The 19327-nt window shown below is 67.2% G+C and carries 46 protein-coding genes; 44 read left to right on the plus strand and 2 right to left on the minus strand.

What is annotated here, in order from left to right:
* The first annotated feature begins 60 nt into the window (after positions 1 to 60).
* From ACIBHX_RS01605 to ACIBHX_RS01700, 20 genes are all read left to right on the plus strand, one after another.
* The gene (locus ACIBHX_RS01605; protein ID WP_397063183.1) at positions 61 to 516 is read left to right on the plus strand and encodes a hypothetical protein; all 456 of its coding nucleotides are present in this window, start codon (positions 61 to 63) and stop codon (positions 514 to 516) included.
* Positions 513 to 731, plus strand: a complete 219-nt coding sequence (locus ACIBHX_RS01610; protein ID WP_397063185.1) for a hypothetical protein — start codon at positions 513 to 515, stop codon at positions 729 to 731. Before ACIBHX_RS01605 ends, ACIBHX_RS01610 begins: the two co-directional genes overlap by 4 nt.
* Positions 728 to 1300 (plus strand): hypothetical protein, encoded by a 573-nt coding sequence (locus ACIBHX_RS01615; RefSeq protein ID WP_397063187.1) that lies wholly within the window; start codon positions 728 to 730, stop codon positions 1298 to 1300. The genes ACIBHX_RS01610 and ACIBHX_RS01615 overlap by 4 nt, the downstream gene beginning before the upstream one ends.
* Positions 1297 to 1755: a hypothetical protein gene (locus tag ACIBHX_RS01620; RefSeq protein WP_397063189.1), complete on the plus strand. Its 459-nt coding sequence runs from the start codon at positions 1297 to 1299 to the stop codon at positions 1753 to 1755. The genes ACIBHX_RS01615 and ACIBHX_RS01620 overlap by 4 nt, the downstream gene beginning before the upstream one ends.
* Complete coding sequence (locus ACIBHX_RS01625; RefSeq protein WP_397063191.1) at positions 1752 to 2153, plus strand: hypothetical protein; 402 nt, start codon at positions 1752 to 1754, stop codon at positions 2151 to 2153. The genes ACIBHX_RS01620 and ACIBHX_RS01625 overlap by 4 nt, the downstream gene beginning before the upstream one ends.
* Positions 2146 to 2562: a hypothetical protein gene (locus tag ACIBHX_RS01630; protein ID WP_397063192.1), complete on the plus strand. Its 417-nt coding sequence runs from the start codon at positions 2146 to 2148 to the stop codon at positions 2560 to 2562. The genes ACIBHX_RS01625 and ACIBHX_RS01630 overlap by 8 nt, the downstream gene beginning before the upstream one ends.
* On the plus strand, positions 2562 to 2843 hold the full coding sequence (locus ACIBHX_RS01635; RefSeq protein ID WP_397063194.1) for a hypothetical protein: 282 nt from the start codon (positions 2562 to 2564) through the stop codon (positions 2841 to 2843). Before ACIBHX_RS01630 ends, ACIBHX_RS01635 begins: the two co-directional genes overlap by 1 nt.
* On the plus strand, positions 2840 to 3106 hold the full coding sequence (locus ACIBHX_RS01640) for a hypothetical protein (protein ID WP_397063196.1): 267 nt from the start codon (positions 2840 to 2842) through the stop codon (positions 3104 to 3106). Before ACIBHX_RS01635 ends, ACIBHX_RS01640 begins: the two co-directional genes overlap by 4 nt.
* On the plus strand, positions 3103 to 4194 hold the full coding sequence (locus ACIBHX_RS01645) for a DNA cytosine methyltransferase (protein ID WP_397063198.1): 1092 nt from the start codon (positions 3103 to 3105) through the stop codon (positions 4192 to 4194). The genes ACIBHX_RS01640 and ACIBHX_RS01645 overlap by 4 nt, the downstream gene beginning before the upstream one ends.
* On the plus strand, positions 4191 to 4358 hold the full coding sequence (locus ACIBHX_RS01650; protein WP_397063199.1) for a hypothetical protein: 168 nt from the start codon (positions 4191 to 4193) through the stop codon (positions 4356 to 4358). The genes ACIBHX_RS01645 and ACIBHX_RS01650 overlap by 4 nt, the downstream gene beginning before the upstream one ends.
* A complete protein-coding gene (locus tag ACIBHX_RS01655; protein ID WP_397063201.1) occupies positions 4355 to 5173 on the plus strand; it encodes a phosphoadenosine phosphosulfate reductase in 819 nt (272 codons plus the stop codon). Before ACIBHX_RS01650 ends, ACIBHX_RS01655 begins: the two co-directional genes overlap by 4 nt.
* A 220-nt stretch (positions 5174 to 5393) precedes the next feature.
* Positions 5394 to 5552, plus strand: coding sequence for a hypothetical protein (locus ACIBHX_RS01660; protein WP_397063203.1), 159 nt, complete (start codon positions 5394 to 5396; stop codon positions 5550 to 5552).
* A complete protein-coding gene (locus ACIBHX_RS01665) occupies positions 5549 to 6055 on the plus strand; it encodes a hypothetical protein (protein ID WP_397063205.1) in 507 nt (168 codons plus the stop codon). Before ACIBHX_RS01660 ends, ACIBHX_RS01665 begins: the two co-directional genes overlap by 4 nt.
* A complete protein-coding gene (locus tag ACIBHX_RS01670) occupies positions 6045 to 6245 on the plus strand; it encodes a hypothetical protein (RefSeq protein ID WP_397063207.1) in 201 nt (66 codons plus the stop codon). The genes ACIBHX_RS01665 and ACIBHX_RS01670 overlap by 11 nt, the downstream gene beginning before the upstream one ends.
* Entirely contained in the window at positions 6238 to 6525 is a 288-nt protein-coding gene (locus tag ACIBHX_RS01675; protein WP_397063208.1) for a WhiB family transcriptional regulator, read from the plus strand. The genes ACIBHX_RS01670 and ACIBHX_RS01675 overlap by 8 nt, the downstream gene beginning before the upstream one ends.
* A complete protein-coding gene (locus ACIBHX_RS01680) occupies positions 6525 to 7028 on the plus strand; it encodes a hypothetical protein (RefSeq protein ID WP_397063210.1) in 504 nt (167 codons plus the stop codon). The genes ACIBHX_RS01675 and ACIBHX_RS01680 overlap by 1 nt, the downstream gene beginning before the upstream one ends.
* A 98-nt stretch (positions 7029 to 7126) precedes the next feature.
* Positions 7127 to 7672 (plus strand): hypothetical protein, encoded by a 546-nt coding sequence (locus tag ACIBHX_RS01685; RefSeq protein ID WP_397063212.1) that lies wholly within the window; start codon positions 7127 to 7129, stop codon positions 7670 to 7672.
* Entirely contained in the window at positions 7669 to 7962 is a 294-nt protein-coding gene (locus tag ACIBHX_RS01690) for a hypothetical protein (RefSeq protein ID WP_397063214.1), read from the plus strand. The genes ACIBHX_RS01685 and ACIBHX_RS01690 overlap by 4 nt, the downstream gene beginning before the upstream one ends.
* Positions 7963 to 8127: 165 nt before the next feature.
* Positions 8128 to 9081: a hypothetical protein gene (locus ACIBHX_RS01695; RefSeq protein ID WP_397063216.1), complete on the plus strand. Its 954-nt coding sequence runs from the start codon at positions 8128 to 8130 to the stop codon at positions 9079 to 9081.
* Positions 9078 to 9638 carry an ATP-binding protein gene (locus tag ACIBHX_RS01700; protein WP_397063218.1) on the plus strand — a complete coding sequence of 187 codons (561 nt, stop codon included), beginning with the start codon at positions 9078 to 9080 and terminating at the stop codon, positions 9636 to 9638. The genes ACIBHX_RS01695 and ACIBHX_RS01700 overlap by 4 nt, the downstream gene beginning before the upstream one ends.
* Here the strand turns inward: ACIBHX_RS01700 and ACIBHX_RS01705 are convergent.
* Positions 9622 to 9831 carry a hypothetical protein gene (locus ACIBHX_RS01705; protein WP_397065035.1) on the minus strand — a complete coding sequence of 70 codons (210 nt, stop codon included), beginning with the start codon at positions 9829 to 9831 and terminating at the stop codon, positions 9622 to 9624. The two genes, ACIBHX_RS01700 and ACIBHX_RS01705, sit on opposite strands and share 17 nt — an antisense overlap.
* On the opposite strand from ACIBHX_RS01705, the gene ACIBHX_RS01710 reads away from it, so the two are divergent.
* The 9 genes from ACIBHX_RS01710 (at position 9737) to ACIBHX_RS01750 (ending at position 13836) form a co-directional block, all read left to right on the plus strand.
* A complete protein-coding gene (locus ACIBHX_RS01710; RefSeq protein ID WP_397064996.1) occupies positions 9737 to 11005 on the plus strand; it encodes a replicative DNA helicase in 1269 nt (422 codons plus the stop codon). The genes ACIBHX_RS01705 and ACIBHX_RS01710 overlap by 95 nt on opposite strands.
* 12 nt (positions 11006 to 11017) lie before the next feature.
* A complete protein-coding gene (locus ACIBHX_RS01715; protein ID WP_397063219.1) occupies positions 11018 to 11353 on the plus strand; it encodes a CHC2 zinc finger domain-containing protein in 336 nt (111 codons plus the stop codon).
* Positions 11350 to 11613, plus strand: a complete 264-nt coding sequence (locus ACIBHX_RS01720; protein WP_397063221.1) for a hypothetical protein — start codon at positions 11350 to 11352, stop codon at positions 11611 to 11613. The genes ACIBHX_RS01715 and ACIBHX_RS01720 overlap by 4 nt, the downstream gene beginning before the upstream one ends.
* Complete coding sequence (locus tag ACIBHX_RS01725; RefSeq protein ID WP_397063223.1) at positions 11610 to 12275, plus strand: hypothetical protein; 666 nt, start codon at positions 11610 to 11612, stop codon at positions 12273 to 12275. The genes ACIBHX_RS01720 and ACIBHX_RS01725 overlap by 4 nt, the downstream gene beginning before the upstream one ends.
* Before the next feature lie 102 nt (positions 12276 to 12377).
* The gene (locus ACIBHX_RS01730) at positions 12378 to 12569 is read left to right on the plus strand and encodes a hypothetical protein (RefSeq protein WP_397063225.1); all 192 of its coding nucleotides are present in this window, start codon (positions 12378 to 12380) and stop codon (positions 12567 to 12569) included.
* Positions 12562 to 12807, plus strand: coding sequence for a hypothetical protein (locus tag ACIBHX_RS01735; RefSeq protein WP_397063227.1), 246 nt, complete (start codon positions 12562 to 12564; stop codon positions 12805 to 12807). The genes ACIBHX_RS01730 and ACIBHX_RS01735 overlap by 8 nt, the downstream gene beginning before the upstream one ends.
* Entirely contained in the window at positions 12797 to 13258 is a 462-nt protein-coding gene (locus ACIBHX_RS01740; protein WP_397063229.1) for a DUF397 domain-containing protein, read from the plus strand. Before ACIBHX_RS01735 ends, ACIBHX_RS01740 begins: the two co-directional genes overlap by 11 nt.
* A 120-nt stretch (positions 13259 to 13378) precedes the next feature.
* Complete coding sequence (locus ACIBHX_RS01745) at positions 13379 to 13654, plus strand: hypothetical protein (protein WP_397063230.1); 276 nt, start codon at positions 13379 to 13381, stop codon at positions 13652 to 13654.
* Positions 13651 to 13836, plus strand: coding sequence for a hypothetical protein (locus ACIBHX_RS01750; RefSeq protein WP_397063232.1), 186 nt, complete (start codon positions 13651 to 13653; stop codon positions 13834 to 13836). The genes ACIBHX_RS01745 and ACIBHX_RS01750 overlap by 4 nt, the downstream gene beginning before the upstream one ends.
* Before the next feature lie 4 nt (positions 13837 to 13840).
* Here the strand turns inward: ACIBHX_RS01750 and ACIBHX_RS01755 are convergent, their stop codons facing one another.
* Positions 13841 to 14125, minus strand: a complete 285-nt coding sequence (locus tag ACIBHX_RS01755; RefSeq protein ID WP_397063234.1) for a hypothetical protein — start codon at positions 14123 to 14125, stop codon at positions 13841 to 13843.
* Between the two features lie 135 nt (positions 14126 to 14260).
* Here ACIBHX_RS01755 and ACIBHX_RS01760 point away from each other — a divergent pair, with 135 nt between their 5' ends.
* The 15 genes from ACIBHX_RS01760 (at position 14261) to ACIBHX_RS01830 (ending at position 19276) form a co-directional block, all read left to right on the plus strand.
* The gene (locus tag ACIBHX_RS01760) at positions 14261 to 14587 is read left to right on the plus strand and encodes a hypothetical protein (RefSeq protein WP_397063236.1); all 327 of its coding nucleotides are present in this window, start codon (positions 14261 to 14263) and stop codon (positions 14585 to 14587) included.
* Between the two features lie 9 nt (positions 14588 to 14596).
* Positions 14597 to 14848: a hypothetical protein gene (locus ACIBHX_RS01765; RefSeq protein WP_397063238.1), complete on the plus strand. Its 252-nt coding sequence runs from the start codon at positions 14597 to 14599 to the stop codon at positions 14846 to 14848.
* Between the two features lie 38 nt (positions 14849 to 14886).
* Entirely contained in the window at positions 14887 to 15171 is a 285-nt protein-coding gene (locus ACIBHX_RS01770; RefSeq protein WP_397063240.1) for a hypothetical protein, read from the plus strand.
* A gap of 58 nt (positions 15172 to 15229) precedes the next feature.
* Positions 15230 to 15424: a hypothetical protein gene (locus ACIBHX_RS01775; RefSeq protein WP_397063242.1), complete on the plus strand. Its 195-nt coding sequence runs from the start codon at positions 15230 to 15232 to the stop codon at positions 15422 to 15424.
* A 67-nt stretch (positions 15425 to 15491) separates the two neighbouring features.
* Positions 15492 to 15716 (plus strand): hypothetical protein, encoded by a 225-nt coding sequence (locus ACIBHX_RS01780; protein WP_397063244.1) that lies wholly within the window; start codon positions 15492 to 15494, stop codon positions 15714 to 15716.
* Positions 15717 to 15915: 199 nt separating this feature from the next.
* Positions 15916 to 16110, plus strand: coding sequence for a hypothetical protein (locus tag ACIBHX_RS01785; RefSeq protein ID WP_397063246.1), 195 nt, complete (start codon positions 15916 to 15918; stop codon positions 16108 to 16110).
* Positions 16111 to 16114: 4 nt separating this feature from the next.
* Positions 16115 to 16366: a hypothetical protein gene (locus ACIBHX_RS01790; protein WP_397063248.1), complete on the plus strand. Its 252-nt coding sequence runs from the start codon at positions 16115 to 16117 to the stop codon at positions 16364 to 16366.
* Positions 16367 to 16369: 3 nt separating this feature from the next.
* Positions 16370 to 16822: a DUF6283 family protein gene (locus tag ACIBHX_RS01795; RefSeq protein WP_397063250.1), complete on the plus strand. Its 453-nt coding sequence runs from the start codon at positions 16370 to 16372 to the stop codon at positions 16820 to 16822.
* Position 16823: 1 nt separating this feature from the next.
* Positions 16824 to 17078 carry a hypothetical protein gene (locus ACIBHX_RS01800; RefSeq protein ID WP_397063252.1) on the plus strand — a complete coding sequence of 85 codons (255 nt, stop codon included), beginning with the start codon at positions 16824 to 16826 and terminating at the stop codon, positions 17076 to 17078.
* The gene (locus tag ACIBHX_RS01805; RefSeq protein WP_397063254.1) at positions 17075 to 17392 is read left to right on the plus strand and encodes a hypothetical protein; all 318 of its coding nucleotides are present in this window, start codon (positions 17075 to 17077) and stop codon (positions 17390 to 17392) included. The genes ACIBHX_RS01800 and ACIBHX_RS01805 overlap by 4 nt, the downstream gene beginning before the upstream one ends.
* A 1-nt stretch (position 17393) precedes the next feature.
* On the plus strand, positions 17394 to 17750 hold the full coding sequence (locus tag ACIBHX_RS01810; RefSeq protein ID WP_397063256.1) for a hypothetical protein: 357 nt from the start codon (positions 17394 to 17396) through the stop codon (positions 17748 to 17750).
* A complete protein-coding gene (locus ACIBHX_RS01815) occupies positions 17734 to 18099 on the plus strand; it encodes a hypothetical protein (protein WP_397063258.1) in 366 nt (121 codons plus the stop codon). Before ACIBHX_RS01810 ends, ACIBHX_RS01815 begins: the two co-directional genes overlap by 17 nt.
* Positions 18099 to 18398 (plus strand): hypothetical protein, encoded by a 300-nt coding sequence (locus ACIBHX_RS01820; protein ID WP_397063260.1) that lies wholly within the window; start codon positions 18099 to 18101, stop codon positions 18396 to 18398. Before ACIBHX_RS01815 ends, ACIBHX_RS01820 begins: the two co-directional genes overlap by 1 nt.
* Positions 18391 to 18615, plus strand: a complete 225-nt coding sequence (locus tag ACIBHX_RS01825; RefSeq protein WP_397063262.1) for a hypothetical protein — start codon at positions 18391 to 18393, stop codon at positions 18613 to 18615. Before ACIBHX_RS01820 ends, ACIBHX_RS01825 begins: the two co-directional genes overlap by 8 nt.
* Positions 18605 to 19276 (plus strand): hypothetical protein, encoded by a 672-nt coding sequence (locus ACIBHX_RS01830; protein WP_397063264.1) that lies wholly within the window; start codon positions 18605 to 18607, stop codon positions 19274 to 19276. The genes ACIBHX_RS01825 and ACIBHX_RS01830 overlap by 11 nt, the downstream gene beginning before the upstream one ends.
* Positions 19277 to 19327 lie beyond the last annotated feature (51 nt).

Here is a 19327-nt window from a genome sequence, read left to right on the forward strand (position 1 = left end):
GGGTGACCTATCGGGGGCACCCATCGGCCCGCCCACCTCATCTGACCCTTGGAGAACACCTTGACCACCACCCCCAACGTCCTGGACCGGCCCCTCTCCTACCGGAAGTCGGTCGTGGACCTCCTCAACAACACGTTCGACCCGCAGATCCAGAAGGCGAACGCCGACATCGCCGACTGGCAGGAGCAGATCAACCTCCTCCAGTCGAAGATCGGCGACGCGAAGAAGTTCATCGCCGAGATCCGGCAGCTTCAGCAGCACACCAGCGACAACGCCGACCTGCCAACGGTTGCGCCGCTGCCTCCGCTGTCGGTGCTGTGCCGCTCGTGCAGCATGCCGATCGTCAAGACCGCTGACGGCGGGTGGGTTCACGCGGGCCGGGAGGTAGTCGAGCACGGCGAACGCTGCGACCCGAAGAAGCAGTCCCCGGTCGCCGAACCCGCCAAGGGGCCTGCGCAGGCGTTCGGCGACTGGAACGGCGCGATCAACGAGGAGCGGACCGGAGGCACCTCATGAGCGGGTTACTGGCCCGCCACTCCGGACGCCACTGCCGTCACGGGTCGTTCACCGGCTGGTCCGGGCTGGCCCACCTGGTCGCCGCCGCTCAGCCCGTCCTGGATTTCACCCGCCGGCGTGTTTCCCACCCCGCCGTGATCCCGGTGGCCGACGAGCTGATCCCGTTCGGCCCCAACCCCCGATTCCACCCCTACCCGAAGGAGACCGCGCGATGAGCGCCGAGACTCCCGATGTCCGGGAGAAGAACCCGTACCAGCTCCGCCGTGAGGCTGTAGCCCGCGCCATCAAGGCGTGGCAGCAGGAAGAAGACGATGGCTCCGGCCACGAGGTGGATGCCGCCTCCGCGCTGGAGGACTGCCTCCTCGATGAGGGCCTGATCCTGATGCCGCGCTCCACCGGGCACGGCAAGTGGCGGGTTCTCGTGGACGGCGAGCCGGCCCCGTATGTCGGCCAGAACCAGCCCAGCCACCCCATGGGCGCCGAAGAGGCGGCCGAGGTGTTCCTGACGCAGACCGCCGGCGACTACTACAACCAGCGCGAGGTTCTGATCCGGCCGGCGTCCAGCGCGGAGATGGTGACGTCGGCCGTCCTCGCAGACACCGCGGTCCGGGAGGAGCCGGTCAGGGTCGCGGCCGACACCTTCCTGGTGGAGGTCGAGGTCAACACGGGAGCGACCCTGCTGCGGCTGTTCGACAAGGACGGCCGAGAGGTGATGGTCGGCCTCGACGACGAGGCGCGAGCCACCTTGTCGTCGATCCTCCGCGCGGACGGAGACGACGAATGAGCGACATCACCCCCGAGAAGGTCGTCGACACGCTGATCCTGCCCAATGCGTTCAGCAAGTACCTGGACGCGTGGGTGAGAACCCACAGCGAAGGCAACGTCGTCCATATCGAGGTCGCCCCCAACTTGGACGGCGAAGAGGACGCCCCGCGCCACTTCACAGCGGTCGTCGTAGAGGGCGAGCAGACCCCTATCGTGCTGGCCCGCCCGGACGTGTCGTTCCTCGGGCTGGACTTCGAGGGCGGCGCGTTCGACGACGACGCCGACGGCTGGCAGGTCGTCGCCTACTCCAGCACCGCGAAGTGGCCATGCCCCGTCAAGGATGCGGACAGTGTCCTGTTCCGTGGCGCTCCGGGGCACATCTCGTTCACTGAGGCTCGCCGGTTCGCTGCTGCTCTGGTCGCCATTGCTGACGCCGCTGAGGCCGCTCAGGCAGAGACGGACGGTGCCCGATGAAGCTCGAAGAGATCGCGCCCTACCCGAAGCGGGAAGAGGACGTCACCGCCGCCGTCATGGCCAAGCACCACACGGCGTTCGCGCTCATGCACCAGTCGATGCTCATCGACGGCCACATCAAGACCGACGACCGCGACCGATACAGGACATCGGTCAGCCACGTGGTCGCCTACTACGGGATCGCGCACCTGCTGCGCGAAATCCAGGGCCGGGCAGGCCGGGAGGCGGCCGACGCGGTCGCCCGCGATCTGTGGCTGGCGTGGGAGGACGGCGGCAGCATCGGCGAATGGCTGTGGGAGTGGGCTGTCGGCTACGGCATCGACCCTGAGGCTGTTCGCAAGGTCGCCGCCCAGCTGGCCGCTCAGGCAGAGCAGAGCGGCGGTGGATCGGATGGCTGAGCCGATGTCCGAGGCCCGCCTCACCGAGATCCGCGACCTCAACGTGGACTCCTGCTCAGCGGATGCGCCGTACAACCCGGACGTGTGGGCATTGGAGACGGCCCGCATGGAGCTCCTCGCCGAGGTGGATCACCTCAAGCGGCGTATCGCCGCTATAGGCCGCATGAACGAGGTGGCTGACGGCGACTGGCGGCGCGAGGTGGACCGCCTCAAGGCCGAGCGGGACTCCGTAGCCGAGTCCGCGAAGCACATGGGCTCCGCCCTGAGCGCGGTTGGCCTGGTGATTGAGCAGGCCATCCGTACCGCCGTGTCCTCCGGCGACCGCGCTGGAATGTCCGTGCTGATCGATTACATGTCGGACGCCGACATGCTGCCCGCCACTGCTGCCGGAGAGGCGGTGGGCGAGTGATGGCCGGCGTCTACGCCTTCCTCCTGGCCGCCGTCGCCGGAGCGGTCTGTGCCTGGCTGCTCTGGAGTCGTGACCGCCACCAGCAGGCACAGATCGCGGCGCTGACGGGCCAACTGGCCGCCGCTCTCGACGCCGCTCACACCAATGAGCAGGCGCGGCTCGAGGCCGAGCGGGAGAACGCCCAACTCAAGGCCGATCTCCTGGCCGTCACCGAGGAGAAGACGGCGCTTCGCCGCTGGCAGGAGCAGATCATCACCGGGACGTCGGAGGTGGACTCGTGACCGCTTGGGGCCTCTTCATGGGCATCGCCCTGCTCGTGCTCTCCCTGCTGGGGTTCGTCGCGGTCAAGAGCTGGACCGAGACGGTGCGGCGCCGGCGTGCCGCTTGGCGTGAGGACGCCGACCTCCACGACCGCTACAGCCAGACCGCCGACGACGAGAACCCTGACGCCGTCCTGGATGCCCTCCTGCGGGCGGATGGCCACCGCTGGCGGGCCACGGCTGATGACCTCCACGACGTGTTCCCCGAGGAGGACGACCGGTGATCATCAACCTGTTTGCCGGCCCTGGCGGCATGGATCAGGGAGCCCGCATCCTCGGCCTTCAGCAGCGCATCGACGGCTACGACATCGATGCGGATGCGTGTGCCACGGCGACCGCCGCGGGGTTCCGCCGTACCCGAGCCAGCGTGACCGACCTTCACCCCGACGATTTCCCCGCCACGACCGGGGCCCTGATCACGCCGCCGTGCCCTCCTTTCAGCCGTTCCGGGCTCGGCAACGGCATGAAGGACTTCCCTGCCATCAGTTCGGCGCTGACCTTGTTGGGCGACTACTTCGCAGGCATGACCCGCGAGCGCGCCTACTTCGACGCGCTCGCCGAGCTGCACGACCCGCGGTCGGCGCTGGTGGTTGAGACGCTGCGGTTCGCGTTCCTGCTGCCGGACGTGCGGTGGGTGGTCGCTGAGCAGGTGCCCGGGGTGGCGCCGATCTGGCAGGAGATCGGCGCCGAACTGGCCATGGCCGCGGACTGGACCTATCTCGGCGTGACCACCGTGGCCGCCGATGACTTGGGCGTGGCGAGCTGCCGCACCCGCACGTTCCTGGTGGCCACGCGCGACTCCGCCCCCGACCTGTCCGGGCTGCCCATGCGGTCGCTGTGGACCACCGGAAGGTTCGCGCCGCCCATGGACGAACTGGTGCCCACCGTGGAGCCGTTTGCCGCCCCACCCACCATGGCGCAGACGCTCGGATGGCCTGCCGGCGAGCGCGTGAACACTCGCGGCAACCGGCGAACCTCCGGCGGCAATGAGTTCTCCGCGGACCGGGTGTCCTGGTGTCTGACGGAGAAGGCCCGCTCGTGGAAGCGCGTCTCGGACGGCGCCCAACTCACCGAAGCGCAGGCGGGTTTGCTGACTGGGTTCCCGATCGACTACCCGTGGCAGGGGTCGCGCTCCAAGCGGTTCCTCCAGGCCGCGGACGTGGTGTCTCCTCCGGTCGCCGCCGCGGTCCTCGGTTCGGCTCTCGGCCTCGATTGGAAGCCCGACGTCCGCGCGTACCTGGCCCGCCTCTACCCGGCCGCCGGGAAGCCGCTGGGCGCCTTCCAGCCGTCGCTGTTCGAGGCGGTCGCATGAGCCTCCCCAAGTGCTGCGAACAGTCCCTCGTCCGCGGCGAGCATCCCTCCCAGCACGCCCTGGTGTGCGAGCACCGACCGCCCACGCCCGCCGTGGAGCCGGTGACGGACGCCCTGTTCGAGATCCACCCGCCGACATCTCAGGAAAGCGGACCGCAGCTATGAGTTTGCGAACCTTCAGTTTCGGCGGTGGCGTCCAGTCCGTGGCCGCCCTTGTCCTCCAGGCGCAAGGGAAGCTCGGCCAGGACTTCGACACCTGGCTGTTCTCCAACGTGGGCGACGACTCCGAGCACCCTGCCACCATCCAGTACTTCCACGAGGTGGCCCTGCCGTTCGCCGAGAAGCACGGCATTGACCTACGGATGCTGCACAAGGTCCGGCGCGACGGCACGACCGAGACGCTGTACGGCAGGCTGACCCGTGAAGGGTCGCGGTCATTGCCGATCCCGGTCCGCATGCCCGACACGGGAGCTCCGGGCACGCGTAGCTGTACGGCCGATTTCAAGATCCGGGTCATCGGCAAGTGGTTGAAGCAGCACGGCGCCAGCGCCGACAACCCCGCCACGGTCGGTGTCGGGATCAGCCTCGATGAGATCCACCGCGCCAACGCGCGCAAGGTCGAACCCCACGAGCGGCTCGTGTACCCGCTGCTTGACCTGAAGCTGCGCCGGTCGGACTGCCTGCGCATCATCCGCGACAGCCCCCTACCCCCCCCGCGGAAATCGAGCTGCTGGTTTTGCCCCTTTCACCGGCCGCTCGTGTGGCAGGACATGCGGCGCGACGAAGCCGAACTGTTCGAGAAGGCGTGCAACTTGGAGGACTTGCTCAACGAGCGGCGCGACGAGCTGGGCAAGGACCACGTCTACCTCACCCGCTTTGGTGCGCCGCTGCGGCAAGTGGTTCCCGAGGGCGCCGACCTTCTGCCGTTCTTCGGCGACGAAACAGACGGCTCCTGCGACAACGGGTGGTGCATGACATGACGCCTATCGAGACGCACGCCCTGTTCGCCCTACGCGACCAGCCCGAGAGAGGAGGGCAGCACCTATGACCAGTTCCCGGACCGTCAGGTGCTCATGCTGTGACCGATTCGGGCCGCACAAGGCGCATGGCTGGTGCGTCGCCTGCTATCAGCGCTGGAACCGCGCCGGGCAACCCGACGCCGGGCCTCCACCTCGCCCGCAGGACCCGATAACTGCCGCCGTGGCTGGCCGTCAAGCTGCCAAGGCAGCCCGCATCGAGGACTACCTGGAGCTGCGCGCGTGGGGCGAGACACGCGAGCAGGCAGCGGCACGCCTGGGCGTGTGCGAGGAGACCACGCGACGGTATGACCGCGCCCTGCGAGAGCAGGTGTCGGCATGAAGGCGATCTACTTCCACGGAGGCATCCCCGGACTCGAACCGGGCGACCTGATCCTGCCCGGCAGCCCGAACTTCGTCGACGGCTGCAAGATCTGCGACGCCCACAAGGCTGGGATGTCGCACGCGTTCGACCCGCTGACGCAGTACCAGGACCGGGTCTATGTCACCACGGACCGGGAGTATGCCAGGTTCTACGCCTCCAAGTATCCAAAGGGCGACCTGTACTCGGTTGTGCCGGTCGGCGAGCTGGTCGTCTCGGATGAGGACCGCTTCCCGACCTGGACGGCGCCTGAGGCGCGCGTGGTCGGCGTCTACGACCGGTACGTGCAGCTCTCCCCGAAGCAGCGGCGCACCCTGATGCGCAGGTGGGAGCGGGCCGATCGAGAGGTTGCGTTCGCTCGTCTCGCGTCGGCGCCAGCCGTACAGGAGACCACTGCCGAAGACGCTCTACGCGTACGGCGTCACGTAGGGCCTTCTCCTGCGGAGGCGCCCGATGCCTCTTGACCTCTCCACCGACCTTGACCGTATCCGCCAGCACATCCCGCACCTGAAGAGGTTCGCGGCGAAGGCGTCTACACCTTCCGAGCGGGTGGCCGTAGCGCTGGAACTCGCCGCGTGGCGGATGGCGGCGGAACTCGTCGAACACGACCGGATGCTGGCGAACGAAATCGGAACGGAGGTGAACGGTGCCTGACTGGAAGTGGCACGAGCGTGCCGCGTGCAAGGGGCAGCCGCTGCGGCTGATGTTCGGACCCGACGGGGAGCGCCTGCCGGACCGGATCATCCGCGAGGACATCGTCAATCAGCAGTTCTGCTCTCACTGCCCGGTCCGCATGCGCTGTCTGGAGTATGCGTTCGACACCAAGCAGGCCGCGGGCGTGTGGGGTGGGCTTGGCGAGGACGAGCGGGCGGCCAAGCGCCGCAACTGGTTGAAGAGGACCGCCCGTGAGCGGGCCGCGACGGGGGTGGCGTGATGGCCTCCAACTATGCCTCCTCGATGGGCGGCCACGACGCCGAGTGGCTGCTTCAGCACGAGCGTGTCGCCAACGACCGCGACATGGTCAGGAACCGCGGCACCACCAAGACACCGATCGACACTCGCCTGAAGTCGATCGGCTCGATCCTCGAGATCACACCTGACGAGGCCGGCACTGCAGGGCGGGTAGCGATCCGGATCGCCCTGGAACGGCACGCCTGCGTCGCCCTTCCCGCCTGCCAGGTGCACGGCCAAGACCCGTGCGACTGCAACCCGTGCGTGGACCCGCGCCACGAAGGCGACCTCGCCCTGGTCGAGGAACTGCTGCGCGCCGTCGACCTGAAGCCCGAGCAGACCGACCGTAGATGGTGCGCCAGGTGCAAGCACGTGCGGCCTGTGGAGGAGTTCCAGAGCGCGCAGGACACCTGCAACGCGTGCCTCACGTATTGGAAGCAGCGGCGGCTGGCTGAGGCAGCCGCGAAGAGGGCGGTGAGCACCTGATGACAACAATGTGCGGCACCTACAGCGGGTACACCCAAGGCGGCTGCCGCTGCCCGAGGTGCAGCGCGGCAACCCGCCGCTACAACAAGCGTCGCGCGATGCTGATCGAGAGCGGCCAGTGGCAGCCGTGGGCCGACGCCGAACCTGTCCGCCAGCATGTCGCCCGCCTGCGCAAGGCGGGAGTGAGCGTCAGCTCCATCGCCCAGATGGCCGGCGTCAATGTGTGGAGCCTGTCGACGCTGATCAACTCGGACAGGCCGCGGGCGCGTGCGGACTTCGCCCGCAAGCTGCTGGATGTCAGCATCGACGTTGCCGCCCTGCCCGCCAATTCCAAGATCGATGCGGCGGGGACGCGTCGACGGTTGCAAGCCCTCATCTTGACGGGCTGGCCTACGAAGGTGCTGTCCGAGCGGCTTGGCATGGACCGGACATCCATCCGCAAGGCGATGTCCCAGGAGCAGGTGCGCGCCCGCACCGCGGTCCGCGTACGCGACCTGTTCGAGGAACTGTCCACCCAGCAGCCGCCTCCCGGCGCCAGGACCCGCCGCTACGCACAGACCCGCGGATGGCTTCCCGTAGCCGTGTGGGACGACATCGACGATCCGGACGAGCAGCCCAAGGGCGCCTGCAGGGAGGCGTCATGACCTCTTACTCGGAGGCCAGAAGGTCAGGAGTCGGAGGGCGCGCTGGTCTCGAACTCCCGCTGGAAGCGCCGGACCTGCTCACGGGTCAGCCCGAGTTCCTTAACGATCGCGTCCTGAGAAATGTCCTGGCGGCGGGCATCGCGTATCGCCCGGCCAAGGTCAAGGCGGGCGCGTTTCACGAGCTCGCGGGCATCTTCCTGAGCCTGTTCGTATGCCTTGCGAGCGGCAACGACATCTCCCATCGGGTCCGACACCCCTTCATGTTCTCACGGTTGGCCTACCAGAAATGATGCCACATCGCAACGTGACGTATAGGCCAACGCCACATGTGGAGTAGGCATAGAATGACTCATGTAGCACCACGGAAGTGACAAGGGGGACTGGTGCGACACCGAAGACGGGTCCAGCTCTCGTAAGCCCATCCCTAGCAGCAAGACCAGAGAGAGCCGCCCTACGTGAACGACGAACAAGCCGGCCTACTGGGTGACGGTACGTACCGCGCCTACTGGCTGCGCATGGTCATGCGGAGCCCGCAGATCAACGACTCCCTGCGGGTGCTGCTCATGACGCTCGCCCTGTACATGGACGCGACCGGTCGCGTTTCGGTCCCTCGCGATGATCTCGCCCGACTGCTTGGAAGGAGCGCCCGGAAGATGGCCGACAAGTTCAAGATCGCCCTTGAGTCGGGGTTCCTCGTTCAGGTGGCGCGCGGGCAGAAGCATCAGACCGCGGTCTACTCGGCGGCGATCAACGGCGAGGCCCTCAGCATGACCCCTGAGGGTCACCCTGAGACCGACACCTTCAGCATGACCCCCGGGGGTCATGCTGAGGGTTCTCAGGGTGACGGGTACAAGCACCCTGAGAACGAGGGCGACTCGACTGCTGAGGGTTCTCAGGGTGACGGGTACAAGCACCCTGAGAATCGGGAGCCCCATCTCAGCATGACCCCCGGGGGTCATGCTGAGGATGCCGAGACCGATCCTCAGCATGACCCCCGGGGGTCATCCCAGGGTTTTAAGTATGTAGAGGTAGTTGAAGAATCTGATCTTGGTGATTCTTCTCTCTTCACCGTCAAGGACGCCGCTTCGCGGCAGGAGACGAAGAAATCCCGGCGCAAGCCTGAGATCCCGATCCCCGACGACTTCGCGGTCACCGCCCAGATGCGTGCCTGGGCCAAGTCCAAGAGCTACACCGTCGATCTTGATCAGCAGACCTTCCGGTTCATCAACCACGCCAAGCAGAACGACCGTCGCTGCCGCGACTGGCTCCACGCCTGGCGCAACTGGATCGACATCGGCCAGGAGAAGCAGAACCAAGAACAGCAGCGCCTCAAGGGCAACGGCTCCGGCTCCCACGTGCCTCGAGGCCCTCGTCAGAACCCCTTTCAAAGCAAGAGGGAGACAGCGTGAACTCCGCCCAGCCCGCCGACGAGTGGGCAGAAGACCGCCGCCAGCGCCGACTTGCGGCCTTCCGTAAGCGCAGGCCAGTCATGCTCAGCGGCCCCGGTGTCCTGCATGACGACGTCGCCGAGTGGGGGAGTCGGCTCTTCGACAAGACCGCCCGAAACCTCGTCATCGTCGGCGACATCGGCACCGCGAAGACCTGGAACGTGTGGGAGGTGCTCGAGCGCGCCATCAAGGTCGGCTACGCAGGCACCGTCCTGATCGCCACGCCGGCCGAATGGCAGGACGTCGTCGGCCCGCCCGCCGATCGGGACCGCCTGCGCGAGATGCGCGAAGTCGACGTCCTCGTCCTCGACGATCTCGGCTCCAACCGCATCAACGAGTGGCAGCGCGAGAACCTGCTCGCCGTCGTCGACGAACGATGGCAGCACGCCCGGCCGACCGCGATCACCTCGAACATGGACGACTTCGACGGAGCACTCGGCCCGCGGCTCACTTCTCGCCTCGGTGACGGGGCGACGGTGGTCATGCTCGAGGGCGCCGACTTCAGGACTGCCCGATGACGGCCGACGCGATGGAGCTCGAGAGGTGGGCGCCCGGCCAGGACGTTCTCGCCGCCGAGATGGCCGTGGCTGGTGCGGTGATGCAGTCGAAGACGGCGTTGGAGGAGGCCGCCGAGCTGCTCGAGGTGGACGACTTCTTCAGCGTGGCCGGGTACGTGTACGCCGCGGCGATGGCCCTGCTCGGCGACGGCAAGCCGGTCGACCCTGCGGCGGTGTTCGGCGAGGTGCAGACCCGCGGACACCTCGAGCGAGTGGGCGGCGGCGCCTACCTCGGGTCGCTGATCGAGCACGCCGCCAAGGCCGGGTCGGTGTCGTATCACGCGCGGCGGATTGCCGCCGATGGGCTGCGCCGCCGCATGAACCTGGCCTGCTCGACCGCGTTGCAGGTCACCGAAGGCAGAGCGTGGGACGCCGAGACGGACGTAGACCTGATCCGCAAACTGATCGATGAGGCCGCGGCCCGCCGCGTAGGCACCGAACCGGGCGACGTGTCCGCAGGCATGATGGCGTTGCTCGACGACCTCGAGAACCCGCCCGCTGTCACGCCTGGGGTCGCGCCGCCGTACCTGGACCTCGAGATGCTGCTCACCTCGTTTCAGGCGGGCCAGCTCATCGTGGTGGGCGCGAGGCCATCGGTCGGCAAGTCAACCCTGGCCGTGGATGTGGCACGGACTGCGGCGATCAGGGACGGCCACCGAACGATCATCTTCACGCTCGAGATGTCGGAGCGGGAAGTCCTTCAGCGAATGGTGTCCGCAGAGGCGAAGGTCAACCTGAGCACGATCCGCGCCTACAAGGTGAACGAACTCGAGCTCGAGCGGATCGCCAAGGCCGCCGCCCACATCTCCGGCGCTCCACTCACGATCGACGACCAGCCCGGTTGCTCGCTCGAGAGGATCCGCGCCCGCCTGCGCACGCTGTCGCGTACAGGTCCGATCGGCATCGTGATCATCGACTATTTGCAGCTCATCACCCCGCCGAAGGTCCCCAACCGTGAACAGGAGATCGCCGCGATCACCCGCGGACTGAAACTCCTGGCCATGGAGTTCAAGGTACCGATCATGCTGCTGTCGCAGTTGAACCGAGGCCCTGAGCAGCGCGCCGACAAGAAACCGGTCGCCTCGGACCTGCGTGAGAGCGGGGCTACGGAACAGGACGCCGACGTGATCATCCTGCTGCACCGCGACGACGCCTACGACCCCGAATGTGCTCGAGCGGGAGAAGCCGACCTGATCGTGGCAAAGAACCGCAACGGCCCCCGGGCGACCATCACCGTGGCAAGCCAGCTGCACTACAGCCGCCTCGTTGACATGGCACCGAACCAGCCCGCTCCGCAGGGCCGCCCAGACCTTCGCGTCGTGAACTGAAAGGACACTGAAATGTCGGCAACCGCCAACATCTCCGATTGGGACATAGCCCGAATCCGGCAACTCAACCCCATCGCCCACGTCGCCCAGGACCTCGGATACGAGCTGGAGATGCGCGGCGACGGAGAGTTCGTCATCCCCTGCATCGAGTCACTGGACCCGGAGACCCGGGTCGCGTTCTCCAGGAGCCTGATCCCGGAGCGCGGCATGTACTACTGCCAGCACTGCTCCTCCGGTGGCGACGTCATCAGCCTGGTCGAGAAGGACAAGAAGATCTCCTTCAGGGAAGCCGTCGAGTACCTCGCCAAACGCGCTGGCATCCGTCTCGCAATGGGGGCTGGCGAATGAACCACACGGCCGACCTGTTCAAGCGCCGCGAGGACCACTTCCGCGTGATCGTTGTGCCGAACCGGTGGGGCGGCTATGACGTCGCCCTCGTCATCGACGGCTCGTACGCGAGCGCCGCGGACGCCCGGCACAACGCCGACGACTTCAAGCGGCAGATCGAGGCCGCGTTAGCTGCGGACGGCATGCCGTACGGGATCCCGCTCAACCCGGAGACCGGCCGTCCCCAGCTTGTGGACGCAGCCGTGGAGGAGATCGCATGAACTTCCAGCCCATCGAAACCCGCTACGCAGGCTGCCGCTTCAGGTCGCGGCTCGAGGCCCGCTACGCCGTCCTGTTCGACAAACTCGGGATCCGCTGGGAGTACGAGGTCCAGGGCTTCCTCGTTGGCGAGGATGACGAGAAGCGCCCGTACCTGCCTGACTTCTGGTTGCCTGCCGACCGGCTGTGGGTCGAGGTCAAGGGCACGGAGGAATCGCTCGACGTCGAACTGATCCGCGACGCGGTCATCCCGCATGGTGGGCTGCCGGCCGACCCCACGGGCGCTCTGCTCGCCGACACGTCTAGGGCTGGGGCGCGCATGCTGATTCTCGGCCCGCTCGGGCGCGGAGTCGTGGCGCTGAGCGATAAGGCAACCGGCGAAGCGGCCGGCTATGGCGGCCCGACTCACACAGTCCTGAGCTTCTGGAAAGGCGACGTCCTACAGGGAGCCGCCACCCTCGCCGTTGGCGGAGTTGTCATCGAGCGCTGGGACGGCGGCATCGTCGGCAACGACTCCCGGGACGTCCTGTGGGCCAACCGCGGCACCGAATGGGGCGGACTCACTCGCGAAGGCATGTGGATCTCCGACACCTTCGACCAGCGCGTGGCCGACGCCTATCGCGCTGCCCGTTCCGCCCGTTTCGAGCACGGGGAGTCCGGATGACCGTGCCGGCCGACCCTGGACCGCCTGACCGTCCCCACCCTGTGCATCCCGCTGTGGACCCACCCGTACCAGCCGTACACCGAACAGACACGGAGGAGACCCGTGCTCAAGATCAGCCTTCGTAGGCGGCAGGGCTACGAACTCGCCGACACCGCCCGCCGCAACGAGAACCGCTCCCACTGGTACCGGCTGATCGGGATGCGCCGATGGACGCTGATCCTCATGGTCGCCGACTCCAACTTCGTCAGCGAGTACGCCCCCGACCAGACCGAGGAGAGCACCAGCCATGGCTGACACCAAGACCGAGAAGACCGTCGCAGTCCACGCCGTCGCGTTTGAGGCGATCGCTCGCCTGGTGGCCGACCAGACGGCCTACCGAACGTCGTGGGCTCCGACCGTGGAGGAGGCCGAGGAGGACCTGGAGCCTTCTGTGCTGGAAGACCTGGCGGAGCTGACCGAGGTCTGTGGACCTTGGGACGCCGCCAACCGACTGTTCAACCCGATCAACGAGAGGAGCGCCGATGTGGCGTAGGTCAAGCAGGTGCAACGGCTCATCCGCGTGCGTCGAGGTCGCCTACCGCAAGAGCTCCGTCAGCGGTGGCGCCGGCGAGTGCGTGGAAGCGGGCCTGTGCCCGCACGAGGACGAGGTGTGGGTCCGCGACTCCAAGCATCCGGACGGGCCGGTCTTGCGGTTCTCGGTCGCGGACTGGCGTGCGTTCCTGGACGCGGTCAAGACCGGGAACGTGGCCACCTACTCGGGCGCTGTCCAGGTGGCGACGGGCAGAGACGGCGGCTGGGTGGTGTGCCACCGCGATGAACCGGACACCGCGTTGGCTTTCACGCCGCGCGAAGTGAAGGCGTTCGTGGAGGGTGTCGAAGACGGCGAGTTCGATCTCGCAGAGCTGGCGTCGGACGCGAAGGCGCCGGGAGACCGTCCAGGATCGACGCTGGCGGGCTCTGGGGTCGAAAAGGCATCCGTGTAAGGGTCCACGGTTCTCGTGAGGCCACAGGGGATTCTGTGGCCTTGCGGATCGCACTCTTGATCTACAAACGATGTCGATCAAGAACTTGTAAGTCGACATTCGAGAGAGGAGCCGAACGCAATGAGCACCTACCGCAAGGGGCCGGTCGAGGTCGAGGCCCGTCAACTCACCCGCGAGAACGGCCAGCTGATATGGCCGTGGTGGAAGTGGGCCGACGCCAAGCCCCACTTCGACGCAGATCACATCCTGGACGGGCTCACCATCTGGACGCCGTCCGGCTACGAGCGGGTCCGCTTCGGCGACTGGATCGTCAAGGACGCGAAGGGCGACTTCTGGCCGGTCAAGGACGACGCCTACGCCAAGGTCCTGGAGCAGTTCGGGGAGGCGCCCCGATGAGCCTCGACGGGATCGCGTTCCGCTGCGACGGCGACGACTGCGACGCCTGGTGCCACGTCCGCGACGTCTCGGACGTGGAGACAGCCCAGCAGCAGATCAGCCTCCGGTACGGCTGGTCCACCCGAGATGGTGAGGACTTCTGTCGGGGCTGCACTGCACGGGCGCTCGGGGAGTCGGTGTGACGGGCTACTCGCCGGCGGGCTTCAGGCGGGGCTTCGGTCCGGTGCGCAGTGCTGGAGCGCCGCTCTCGCGAACCTTGCGGCGGATGTACGCGCCGCTGAACGTCAGCCCGGCGTCGACTTGCTTGGGCGTCTTGCGGGCCTTCAGTCGGGCGGCGAGGTCGTCGGGCGTATGCCCTTCGCGGACTGCTTCAGCGAACGCATCGAAGAGTTCCGCCTTGAGTTTGGCGGCGGTCTCTTCGGCGGCCGTCCACTGGTCGTCGGCCTGTTCGAGGCGATCGAGAGCATCCATGGGATGAGGATACGAAACTCAGTAGCGAGACTCAAGTAAAAATCATGAGACTGAGTAGCGAAACTCTATTGCGCGTCTCGGTTTCAGCGATTACGGTACTGAGTATCGAAACAAGGTGAGTTGCAGGGAGAAGTGATGAAGACCATGACTGCCGATCGAGTCCCATACGACGCCGATCACGTCCACATCGTGGACCTCGGCAACGGTCGCGTCATCGCCCTCTGGATCTCCGACCCTGCCGAGGCTGAGCACCCGCGCCAGGTGGCCGAGACCGTCTACGAGCGGTACGACGCCGAGGTCATTGCCACCGCTCAGCGGTTCTACAAGCGCGACGGCGCCGACTTCTCCGGCTGGATCGTCGCCACTCCGAGCGACCTGTACAGCCACAGCGACCCGATCCCCACGAAGCGCGAGGCCATGCAGTCCCTCCGCAACGCCATCGCCGACTACTTCAACCGCTAAGGAGCAGACATGACCGAGTACGGCATCTGGACCGAGAACGACGGCGGATTCACCGAGCACGACCTCTACTCACTCCAGGCGGCCAACGAGCGACTCGCCGAGATCATTCGGGAGAGCGACGACCCCGACGCCGATCGGGAAGACCTGCGAGTTGTTGAGCTCTGTCCCGATCACGAGGGCCAGCCGAAGGACGGCTGCGAAGAGTGCAACGAGGAGTACGACGATGAGGCCGATGAAGACCCGCCAGACGACGACGCCTGACCCCCTCTCAACCCCCTCGACGACCAAGGAGAACCGAGATGCGGACCACGCTCTCACCCGAACAGCTCGCAGATCTCGCTGTGCAGGGGCAGGCGGAGGCGGCCAAGAGCCGTTTCGTGGACCCCTGTGCCGTGGTCGCGTCGAAGAAGATCCTGCGCGAGCGAGGCGAGGAGTGGGCCGCGAGCGTGTTGATGCGAGACCTATCCCGCCGCTCCCTGCTCTTCGGTCACCTGCCGTGGCTGGAAGACGGAGAGATGGAGACGCTGATCCTCGCCGATCGGGCGGAGTGGGAGCAGATCGTCAACTCGCTCCAGAGCGCCTGACCCCCTCTGGCCCGGCTCTCCCTGTCGGGCCAACACCCAACCCAAGGAGATCCCGATCATGTCCCGTCACGCCCACAACTCCGACGACGCTCTCACCCCGGAGGGCCGAAAGCTTGAACGGCAGGTGGCAGCGCTGAGTATCACCAAGCGTTTCGCCGCCAAGGGTGACCCTGAGGCCCGGGAGGACATCGACACGATCACCCTCGGCAGTGAACGCGCCGCCAAGGCGATGCGAGCCCAGAACCGCTGCTGACCCTCTGGCCCGTCTCTCCCTGCCGGGCCACCCGTATCCCAACGCTCAACGACCAAAGGATTCAGTGATGAGCGACGAAGAGACGATCAAGCTCAGCGTCAGCCTGAGCATCGGCATCGCGAACTGCGAGCAGGCCGACATCATCGACACCGGCATCCCTGTCGCCGAGTGGAACTCGTGGACCGACGAGAAGCGAAGCGAGGCGACCCACAAGCACTGGGAAGAGTGGATCTGGGAGTACATCGACGGCGGAGCGAGCGTCGCAGACTCCTCCGAGGGGCCGACCAGATGAGCCGTGAACCCACCGCCTTCAACATGATCGTGTTCGCGCTGGTGCTCATCCTCGCCACCGTCGGCGTCATCGCGATCCTCTACACGCTGCTGACGTGACCTGCCCCAGCTCTCTTCTTCCGGTACGGCCGGACACGCCTCGGCAGGCGGAGGAGAGCACCAAAGACCAGACCCCCAAGCGATCAAGAAAGGTCCCACCGATGACCAACACCACGCCCGAGGTTCCCGCCGAGCTGATGGACCAGGTCCTCGCTGGCTGGTCGCTGCACCTGTCCGCCAACGGCGGCTCACTCGCCCAGACCAAGGCCGCTGAGATCGCCATCCGGGAGGCGCTCGCCTACGCACGCGACCAGCTGTACGCCACCCGCGTCGCCGACTCCTCCGAGGAGGGCTGAGCCGATGGCCCGCATCACTGACACCCCGCATGGACGCCAGGCCGTAGACGCACTGAAAGCCGCCGTGGCGCTCGAAGGCGACTTCCCCGGCTGGCTGGCCGCGATCCTCGCCACCGTTGCCGCCTCCCAGCCCGAGGGCTCCTACACCCTCATCGAAGGGCGGCCCGGCTCGTGGGAAGCCGCCCTCGTTCAGCGTCTCCTCGCCGGCACCGTGGGTGAGGGCGACGAATACCTCGACAGCTACAGGGAGGGCTGACCCATGGCCGACAAGCCCGAAGTGGTCGGTGTCCACGACGGTGGAGACGGAGAGTGGCAGGTCGTCTCCCTCGTCGGTGGCGGTCGCTGCTTCCAGACCCGCCCCTGCCCGTCCTGCCCGTGGCGGAGAGACTCCCCTGTCGGGGTGTTCCCGCCCGAGGCTTTCCGCCACTCCGCCCGCACCGCCTACGACCTGGCGACCACGAAGTTCGCCTGCCACACCTCCGGCAGCGAGCACCCGAAGACGTGCGCCGGCTTCCTGCTGCGCGGCGCCTCCGACAACCTCTCGGTGCGCATGAGCTTCGCCGACTACTCCGGTGTCCATTCCACGGTCGAGCTGTACGACGACTACCGGGAGATGGCCGTGGCCAACGGCGTCCACCCAGACGACCCGGCGTTGGCGCCTTGCCGCGGGGACCGGCCGATGAAGTACCTGCCGCACCGAGAGGAGCGCTGAGATGTCTTTCCCGCCTCCTCCTCTCGCTGATCTGACCTCCGCCATGTACGCCCTGTGCTCCGCCTACCGGGAAGCGCTCCTGTGGGCTGACCTCGTCCGCCAAGACACCGAGCGGCGCATGGGGATCGGGCCGACCGACGAGCGGGCCTACGTCGACCCGGCGTACGTGATCGCGCTGAAGTGGTGCTCCAGCCTGAACGAGCTGCCCGAGAGCGCCGAGAACCTGCTGGCCAACGCTCCGAAGGGGGAGTCGTGACCGCGCCAGAGCAGCGAGAGACGCCCACGGCGATCGTCTGCACACCTCCCGAGTACCTGTCACGGGCTGTCCGCTACTGCCCGACCTGCAAGCAGCGGCGCCGGTTCTCCGGCCGCGACGCCGCCTGGTACGGCTGCACGTGGACGTGCTGCGCCTGCGGCGACTCCTGGACCGAAGGGGAGCGGCACGAGCGCCCGTTCCAGCGCGGCTGGCGCAAGGACGCGATCAAGCGCGCCCGAAAGACGTGGGACGACGCTGCCGCGTTCAAGACCATCGACCACCTGGCATGGATCAAGGAGAGGGTGGGGTTCTGACATGGCCGACATCCCCGAGGAAGCCCGCCAGTCCGCCTTTGAGACTCCCTTTGAGGGAGCCGACACAGTGTCAGCAGACTCAAAGGCGACGATCTCTGAGGATGCCGTACAGGCTGCTGTCCGCGCTCACGAGTGCGCCTGGGTGGCGGGAGCCGGCCGCGAGGACCTGGTAAGGGCAACCCTGGAAGCCGCTCTCTCCGGCATCGCCTCCCAGGTACGGCGAGAGACCGCCGAGCAGATTGCCGCCGCCATCCTCGCTGTCGATCCCGTGGAGTGGGCTCTCGCGGGCCAGCATGCGGGACAGGACGCCGCCCGTATCGCCCGCCAGATAGGAGAAGGCCGTGTGGAAGAAGCCTGAAGTTCTCTCCGCCGCTCAGCAGGCGGACATCGAGGAGGCCAACGCCTGGCTGGACCGCAGCAGAGCGGAGAAGACCGTGACTACCGCCAAGGTGATCGAGGCCGCCCTACGTCAGCACTTCGCGCTCCGCCTGAAGCCGTCAGCGCTCGAGCAGGCGCAACGCGGCCACCTCCTGTACCTGTCCGGAGCAGAGGCCGAATACGCCGCCAGGATCGCCGTAGACGCACTCGCCGGCGCGGGCTTGGTCGTCGTCTCCGCTGAAGACCTCCGCGAGTACCTGTTCCGAGGCCCGAACGTGTTGGCCGCCGCAGCACGCCTCCGCGCCGCCCTGCCCGAGAGGGGGCGATGATGTCGGATGAGGAGACCAGACACTGTGCCGGGTGTGCGCAGATCATCGCTGACACTGAGCGGGTCCAGGATTCAAGGGTGGGCGCGTTGCCGATCCCGCCGCTCATGCCGGTGCAGGAGCTGACACCCGAAGACTGGAACGTCCTCAGAGTTCACTTCCCGGAGGCATACGAGGTGGCCAAGGATCGCGAGATGGAGTTCTGGGTGGAGGAGCTTCGAGCCCGTCGTGAGGCGATGGAATGGCGACGCGTCAAGGCGGTCGTTCGCGCGCTCTGGCCGTGGAGGAGACGCCATGGCTGACGACCTCCGCCAGCGGGTGAGCTTTGCCGCGTCGCTGACCATCCTCGGGCTGCTCGCCGATCTCGCGTACATGCTGTGCGAGGCGGCTGCGAGGTTCGCGCTCATCCACAGATGGCCTGAGTCGGCGGCCTACTTCATCCTTGGTGTGGTCAGTGCGTACCTGGCCTTCTCCAGGGCCGCCTCGCGAGCCGAACAGGAGGCCCGCCGTGACCGATGACCTCCGCCAGCGGTACGCCGAAGCGCTCGCTGCCAAATTCACCGGCCCGTCCCCTTGGTTCGTCCGCGGCCGGTATGCCGGCGACACCGACCTGAGTCCCGCCGACCGCGTGGACAAGACGATGACGATCCGCTTCATCGCCGGAGACGGCGAACCAGCGCTCCGAATGCCGACCTGCAACGAGGCGGCCGAAGTGTGCGCCGCCGTACGAGACGAGGAACTTCAGGCGTGGCGGGAACGCGCCGAGAAGGCCGAGTCCGCCCTTGACCGTCTGCGCGAGGCGGCAGAGGCGCTCCGTGCAGAGTTGGGTCCGCCGAGCCCTGAACGCGATGCCCGCCCGGACGGTGACCGGATCGCCGCAGCCGAGTGGGTGATGGAGCGCCTGATGGTCACCTTGAACGGGCCTGCCTGCCCGGCGCCAGAGTGCGGCCACCGCGGCGGCAGCCACTCCACCTCCTGCACGCTGGCATGCAGCGACTGCGGAGACGTCGACGGCGCCCACGAGGACGGATGCTGGAAGGCGTGCCCCTCATGTGAGCGGGGACGCTGGGACTCCAGAAGCGAACACCGCGGGCGGATCAGCGTCGAGTACGACTGCGGCCACACGGCCAACAGGTGGGCGGACAAGGCAAGCGGGGAGGCCGGACGTGGGCGCCCGTAAGCACATCGCCACCCAGTGGCATCAGGCGGGCGGAGGGTCGATCCTGCGCTG

It is taken from the genome of Nonomuraea sp. NPDC050536 (assembly GCF_044457685.1).
In the GTDB taxonomy this organism is placed as follows: domain Bacteria; phylum Actinomycetota; class Actinomycetes; order Streptosporangiales; family Streptosporangiaceae; genus Nonomuraea.

Bases quoted from the DNA above. Each gene is read 5' to 3' on its own strand.
- ACIBHX_RS01735 (WP_397063227.1), top strand. From the start codon at position 12,562: ATGGCTGACACCAAGACCGAGAAGACCGTCGCAGTCCACGCCGTCGCG.
- ACIBHX_RS01820 (WP_397063260.1), top strand. From the start codon at position 18,099: ATGTCGGATGAGGAGACCAGACACTGTGCCGGGTGTGCGCAGATCATC.
- ACIBHX_RS01825 (WP_397063262.1), top strand. From the start codon at position 18,391: ATGGCTGACGACCTCCGCCAGCGGGTGAGCTTTGCCGCGTCGCTGACC.
- ACIBHX_RS01635 (WP_397063194.1), top strand. From the start codon at position 2,562: ATGGCCGGCGTCTACGCCTTCCTCCTGGCCGCCGTCGCCGGAGCGGTC.
- ACIBHX_RS01685 (WP_397063212.1), top strand. From the start codon at position 7,127: ATGCTGATCGAGAGCGGCCAGTGGCAGCCGTGGGCCGACGCCGAACCT.
- ACIBHX_RS01715 (WP_397063219.1), top strand. From the start codon at position 11,018: ATGTCGGCAACCGCCAACATCTCCGATTGGGACATAGCCCGAATCCGG.
- ACIBHX_RS01765 (WP_397063238.1), top strand. From the start codon at position 14,597: ATGACCGAGTACGGCATCTGGACCGAGAACGACGGCGGATTCACCGAG.
- ACIBHX_RS01770 (WP_397063240.1), top strand. From the start codon at position 14,887: ATGCGGACCACGCTCTCACCCGAACAGCTCGCAGATCTCGCTGTGCAG.
- ACIBHX_RS01740 (WP_397063229.1), top strand. From the start codon at position 12,797: ATGTGGCGTAGGTCAAGCAGGTGCAACGGCTCATCCGCGTGCGTCGAG.
- ACIBHX_RS01790 (WP_397063248.1), top strand. From the start codon at position 16,115: ATGGCCCGCATCACTGACACCCCGCATGGACGCCAGGCCGTAGACGCA.
- ACIBHX_RS01785 (WP_397063246.1), top strand. From the start codon at position 15,916: ATGACCAACACCACGCCCGAGGTTCCCGCCGAGCTGATGGACCAGGTC.
- ACIBHX_RS01725 (WP_397063223.1), top strand. From the start codon at position 11,610: ATGAACTTCCAGCCCATCGAAACCCGCTACGCAGGCTGCCGCTTCAGG.
- ACIBHX_RS01760 (WP_397063236.1), top strand. From the start codon at position 14,261: ATGAAGACCATGACTGCCGATCGAGTCCCATACGACGCCGATCACGTC.
- ACIBHX_RS01610 (WP_397063185.1), top strand. From the start codon at position 513: ATGAGCGGGTTACTGGCCCGCCACTCCGGACGCCACTGCCGTCACGGG.
- ACIBHX_RS01775 (WP_397063242.1), top strand. From the start codon at position 15,230: ATGTCCCGTCACGCCCACAACTCCGACGACGCTCTCACCCCGGAGGGC.
- ACIBHX_RS01650 (WP_397063199.1), top strand. From the start codon at position 4,191: ATGAGCCTCCCCAAGTGCTGCGAACAGTCCCTCGTCCGCGGCGAGCAT.
- ACIBHX_RS01810 (WP_397063256.1), top strand. From the start codon at position 17,394: ATGGCCGACATCCCCGAGGAAGCCCGCCAGTCCGCCTTTGAGACTCCC.
- ACIBHX_RS01755 (WP_397063234.1), bottom strand. From the start codon at position 14,125: ATGGATGCTCTCGATCGCCTCGAACAGGCCGACGACCAGTGGACGGCC.
- ACIBHX_RS01720 (WP_397063221.1), top strand. From the start codon at position 11,350: ATGAACCACACGGCCGACCTGTTCAAGCGCCGCGAGGACCACTTCCGC.
- ACIBHX_RS01800 (WP_397063252.1), top strand. From the start codon at position 16,824: ATGTCTTTCCCGCCTCCTCCTCTCGCTGATCTGACCTCCGCCATGTAC.
- ACIBHX_RS01620 (WP_397063189.1), top strand. From the start codon at position 1,297: ATGAGCGACATCACCCCCGAGAAGGTCGTCGACACGCTGATCCTGCCC.
- ACIBHX_RS01690 (WP_397063214.1), top strand. From the start codon at position 7,669: ATGACCTCTTACTCGGAGGCCAGAAGGTCAGGAGTCGGAGGGCGCGCT.
- ACIBHX_RS01680 (WP_397063210.1), top strand. From the start codon at position 6,525: ATGGCCTCCAACTATGCCTCCTCGATGGGCGGCCACGACGCCGAGTGG.
- ACIBHX_RS01655 (WP_397063201.1), top strand. From the start codon at position 4,355: ATGAGTTTGCGAACCTTCAGTTTCGGCGGTGGCGTCCAGTCCGTGGCC.
- ACIBHX_RS01780 (WP_397063244.1), top strand. From the start codon at position 15,492: ATGAGCGACGAAGAGACGATCAAGCTCAGCGTCAGCCTGAGCATCGGC.
- ACIBHX_RS01795 (WP_397063250.1), top strand. From the start codon at position 16,370: ATGGCCGACAAGCCCGAAGTGGTCGGTGTCCACGACGGTGGAGACGGA.
- ACIBHX_RS01630 (WP_397063192.1), top strand. From the start codon at position 2,146: ATGGCTGAGCCGATGTCCGAGGCCCGCCTCACCGAGATCCGCGACCTC.
- ACIBHX_RS01665 (WP_397063205.1), top strand. From the start codon at position 5,549: ATGAAGGCGATCTACTTCCACGGAGGCATCCCCGGACTCGAACCGGGC.
- ACIBHX_RS01615 (WP_397063187.1), top strand. From the start codon at position 728: ATGAGCGCCGAGACTCCCGATGTCCGGGAGAAGAACCCGTACCAGCTC.
- ACIBHX_RS01745 (WP_397063230.1), top strand. From the start codon at position 13,379: ATGAGCACCTACCGCAAGGGGCCGGTCGAGGTCGAGGCCCGTCAACTC.
- ACIBHX_RS01750 (WP_397063232.1), top strand. From the start codon at position 13,651: ATGAGCCTCGACGGGATCGCGTTCCGCTGCGACGGCGACGACTGCGAC.
- ACIBHX_RS01625 (WP_397063191.1), top strand. From the start codon at position 1,752: ATGAAGCTCGAAGAGATCGCGCCCTACCCGAAGCGGGAAGAGGACGTC.
- ACIBHX_RS01670 (WP_397063207.1), top strand. From the start codon at position 6,045: ATGCCTCTTGACCTCTCCACCGACCTTGACCGTATCCGCCAGCACATC.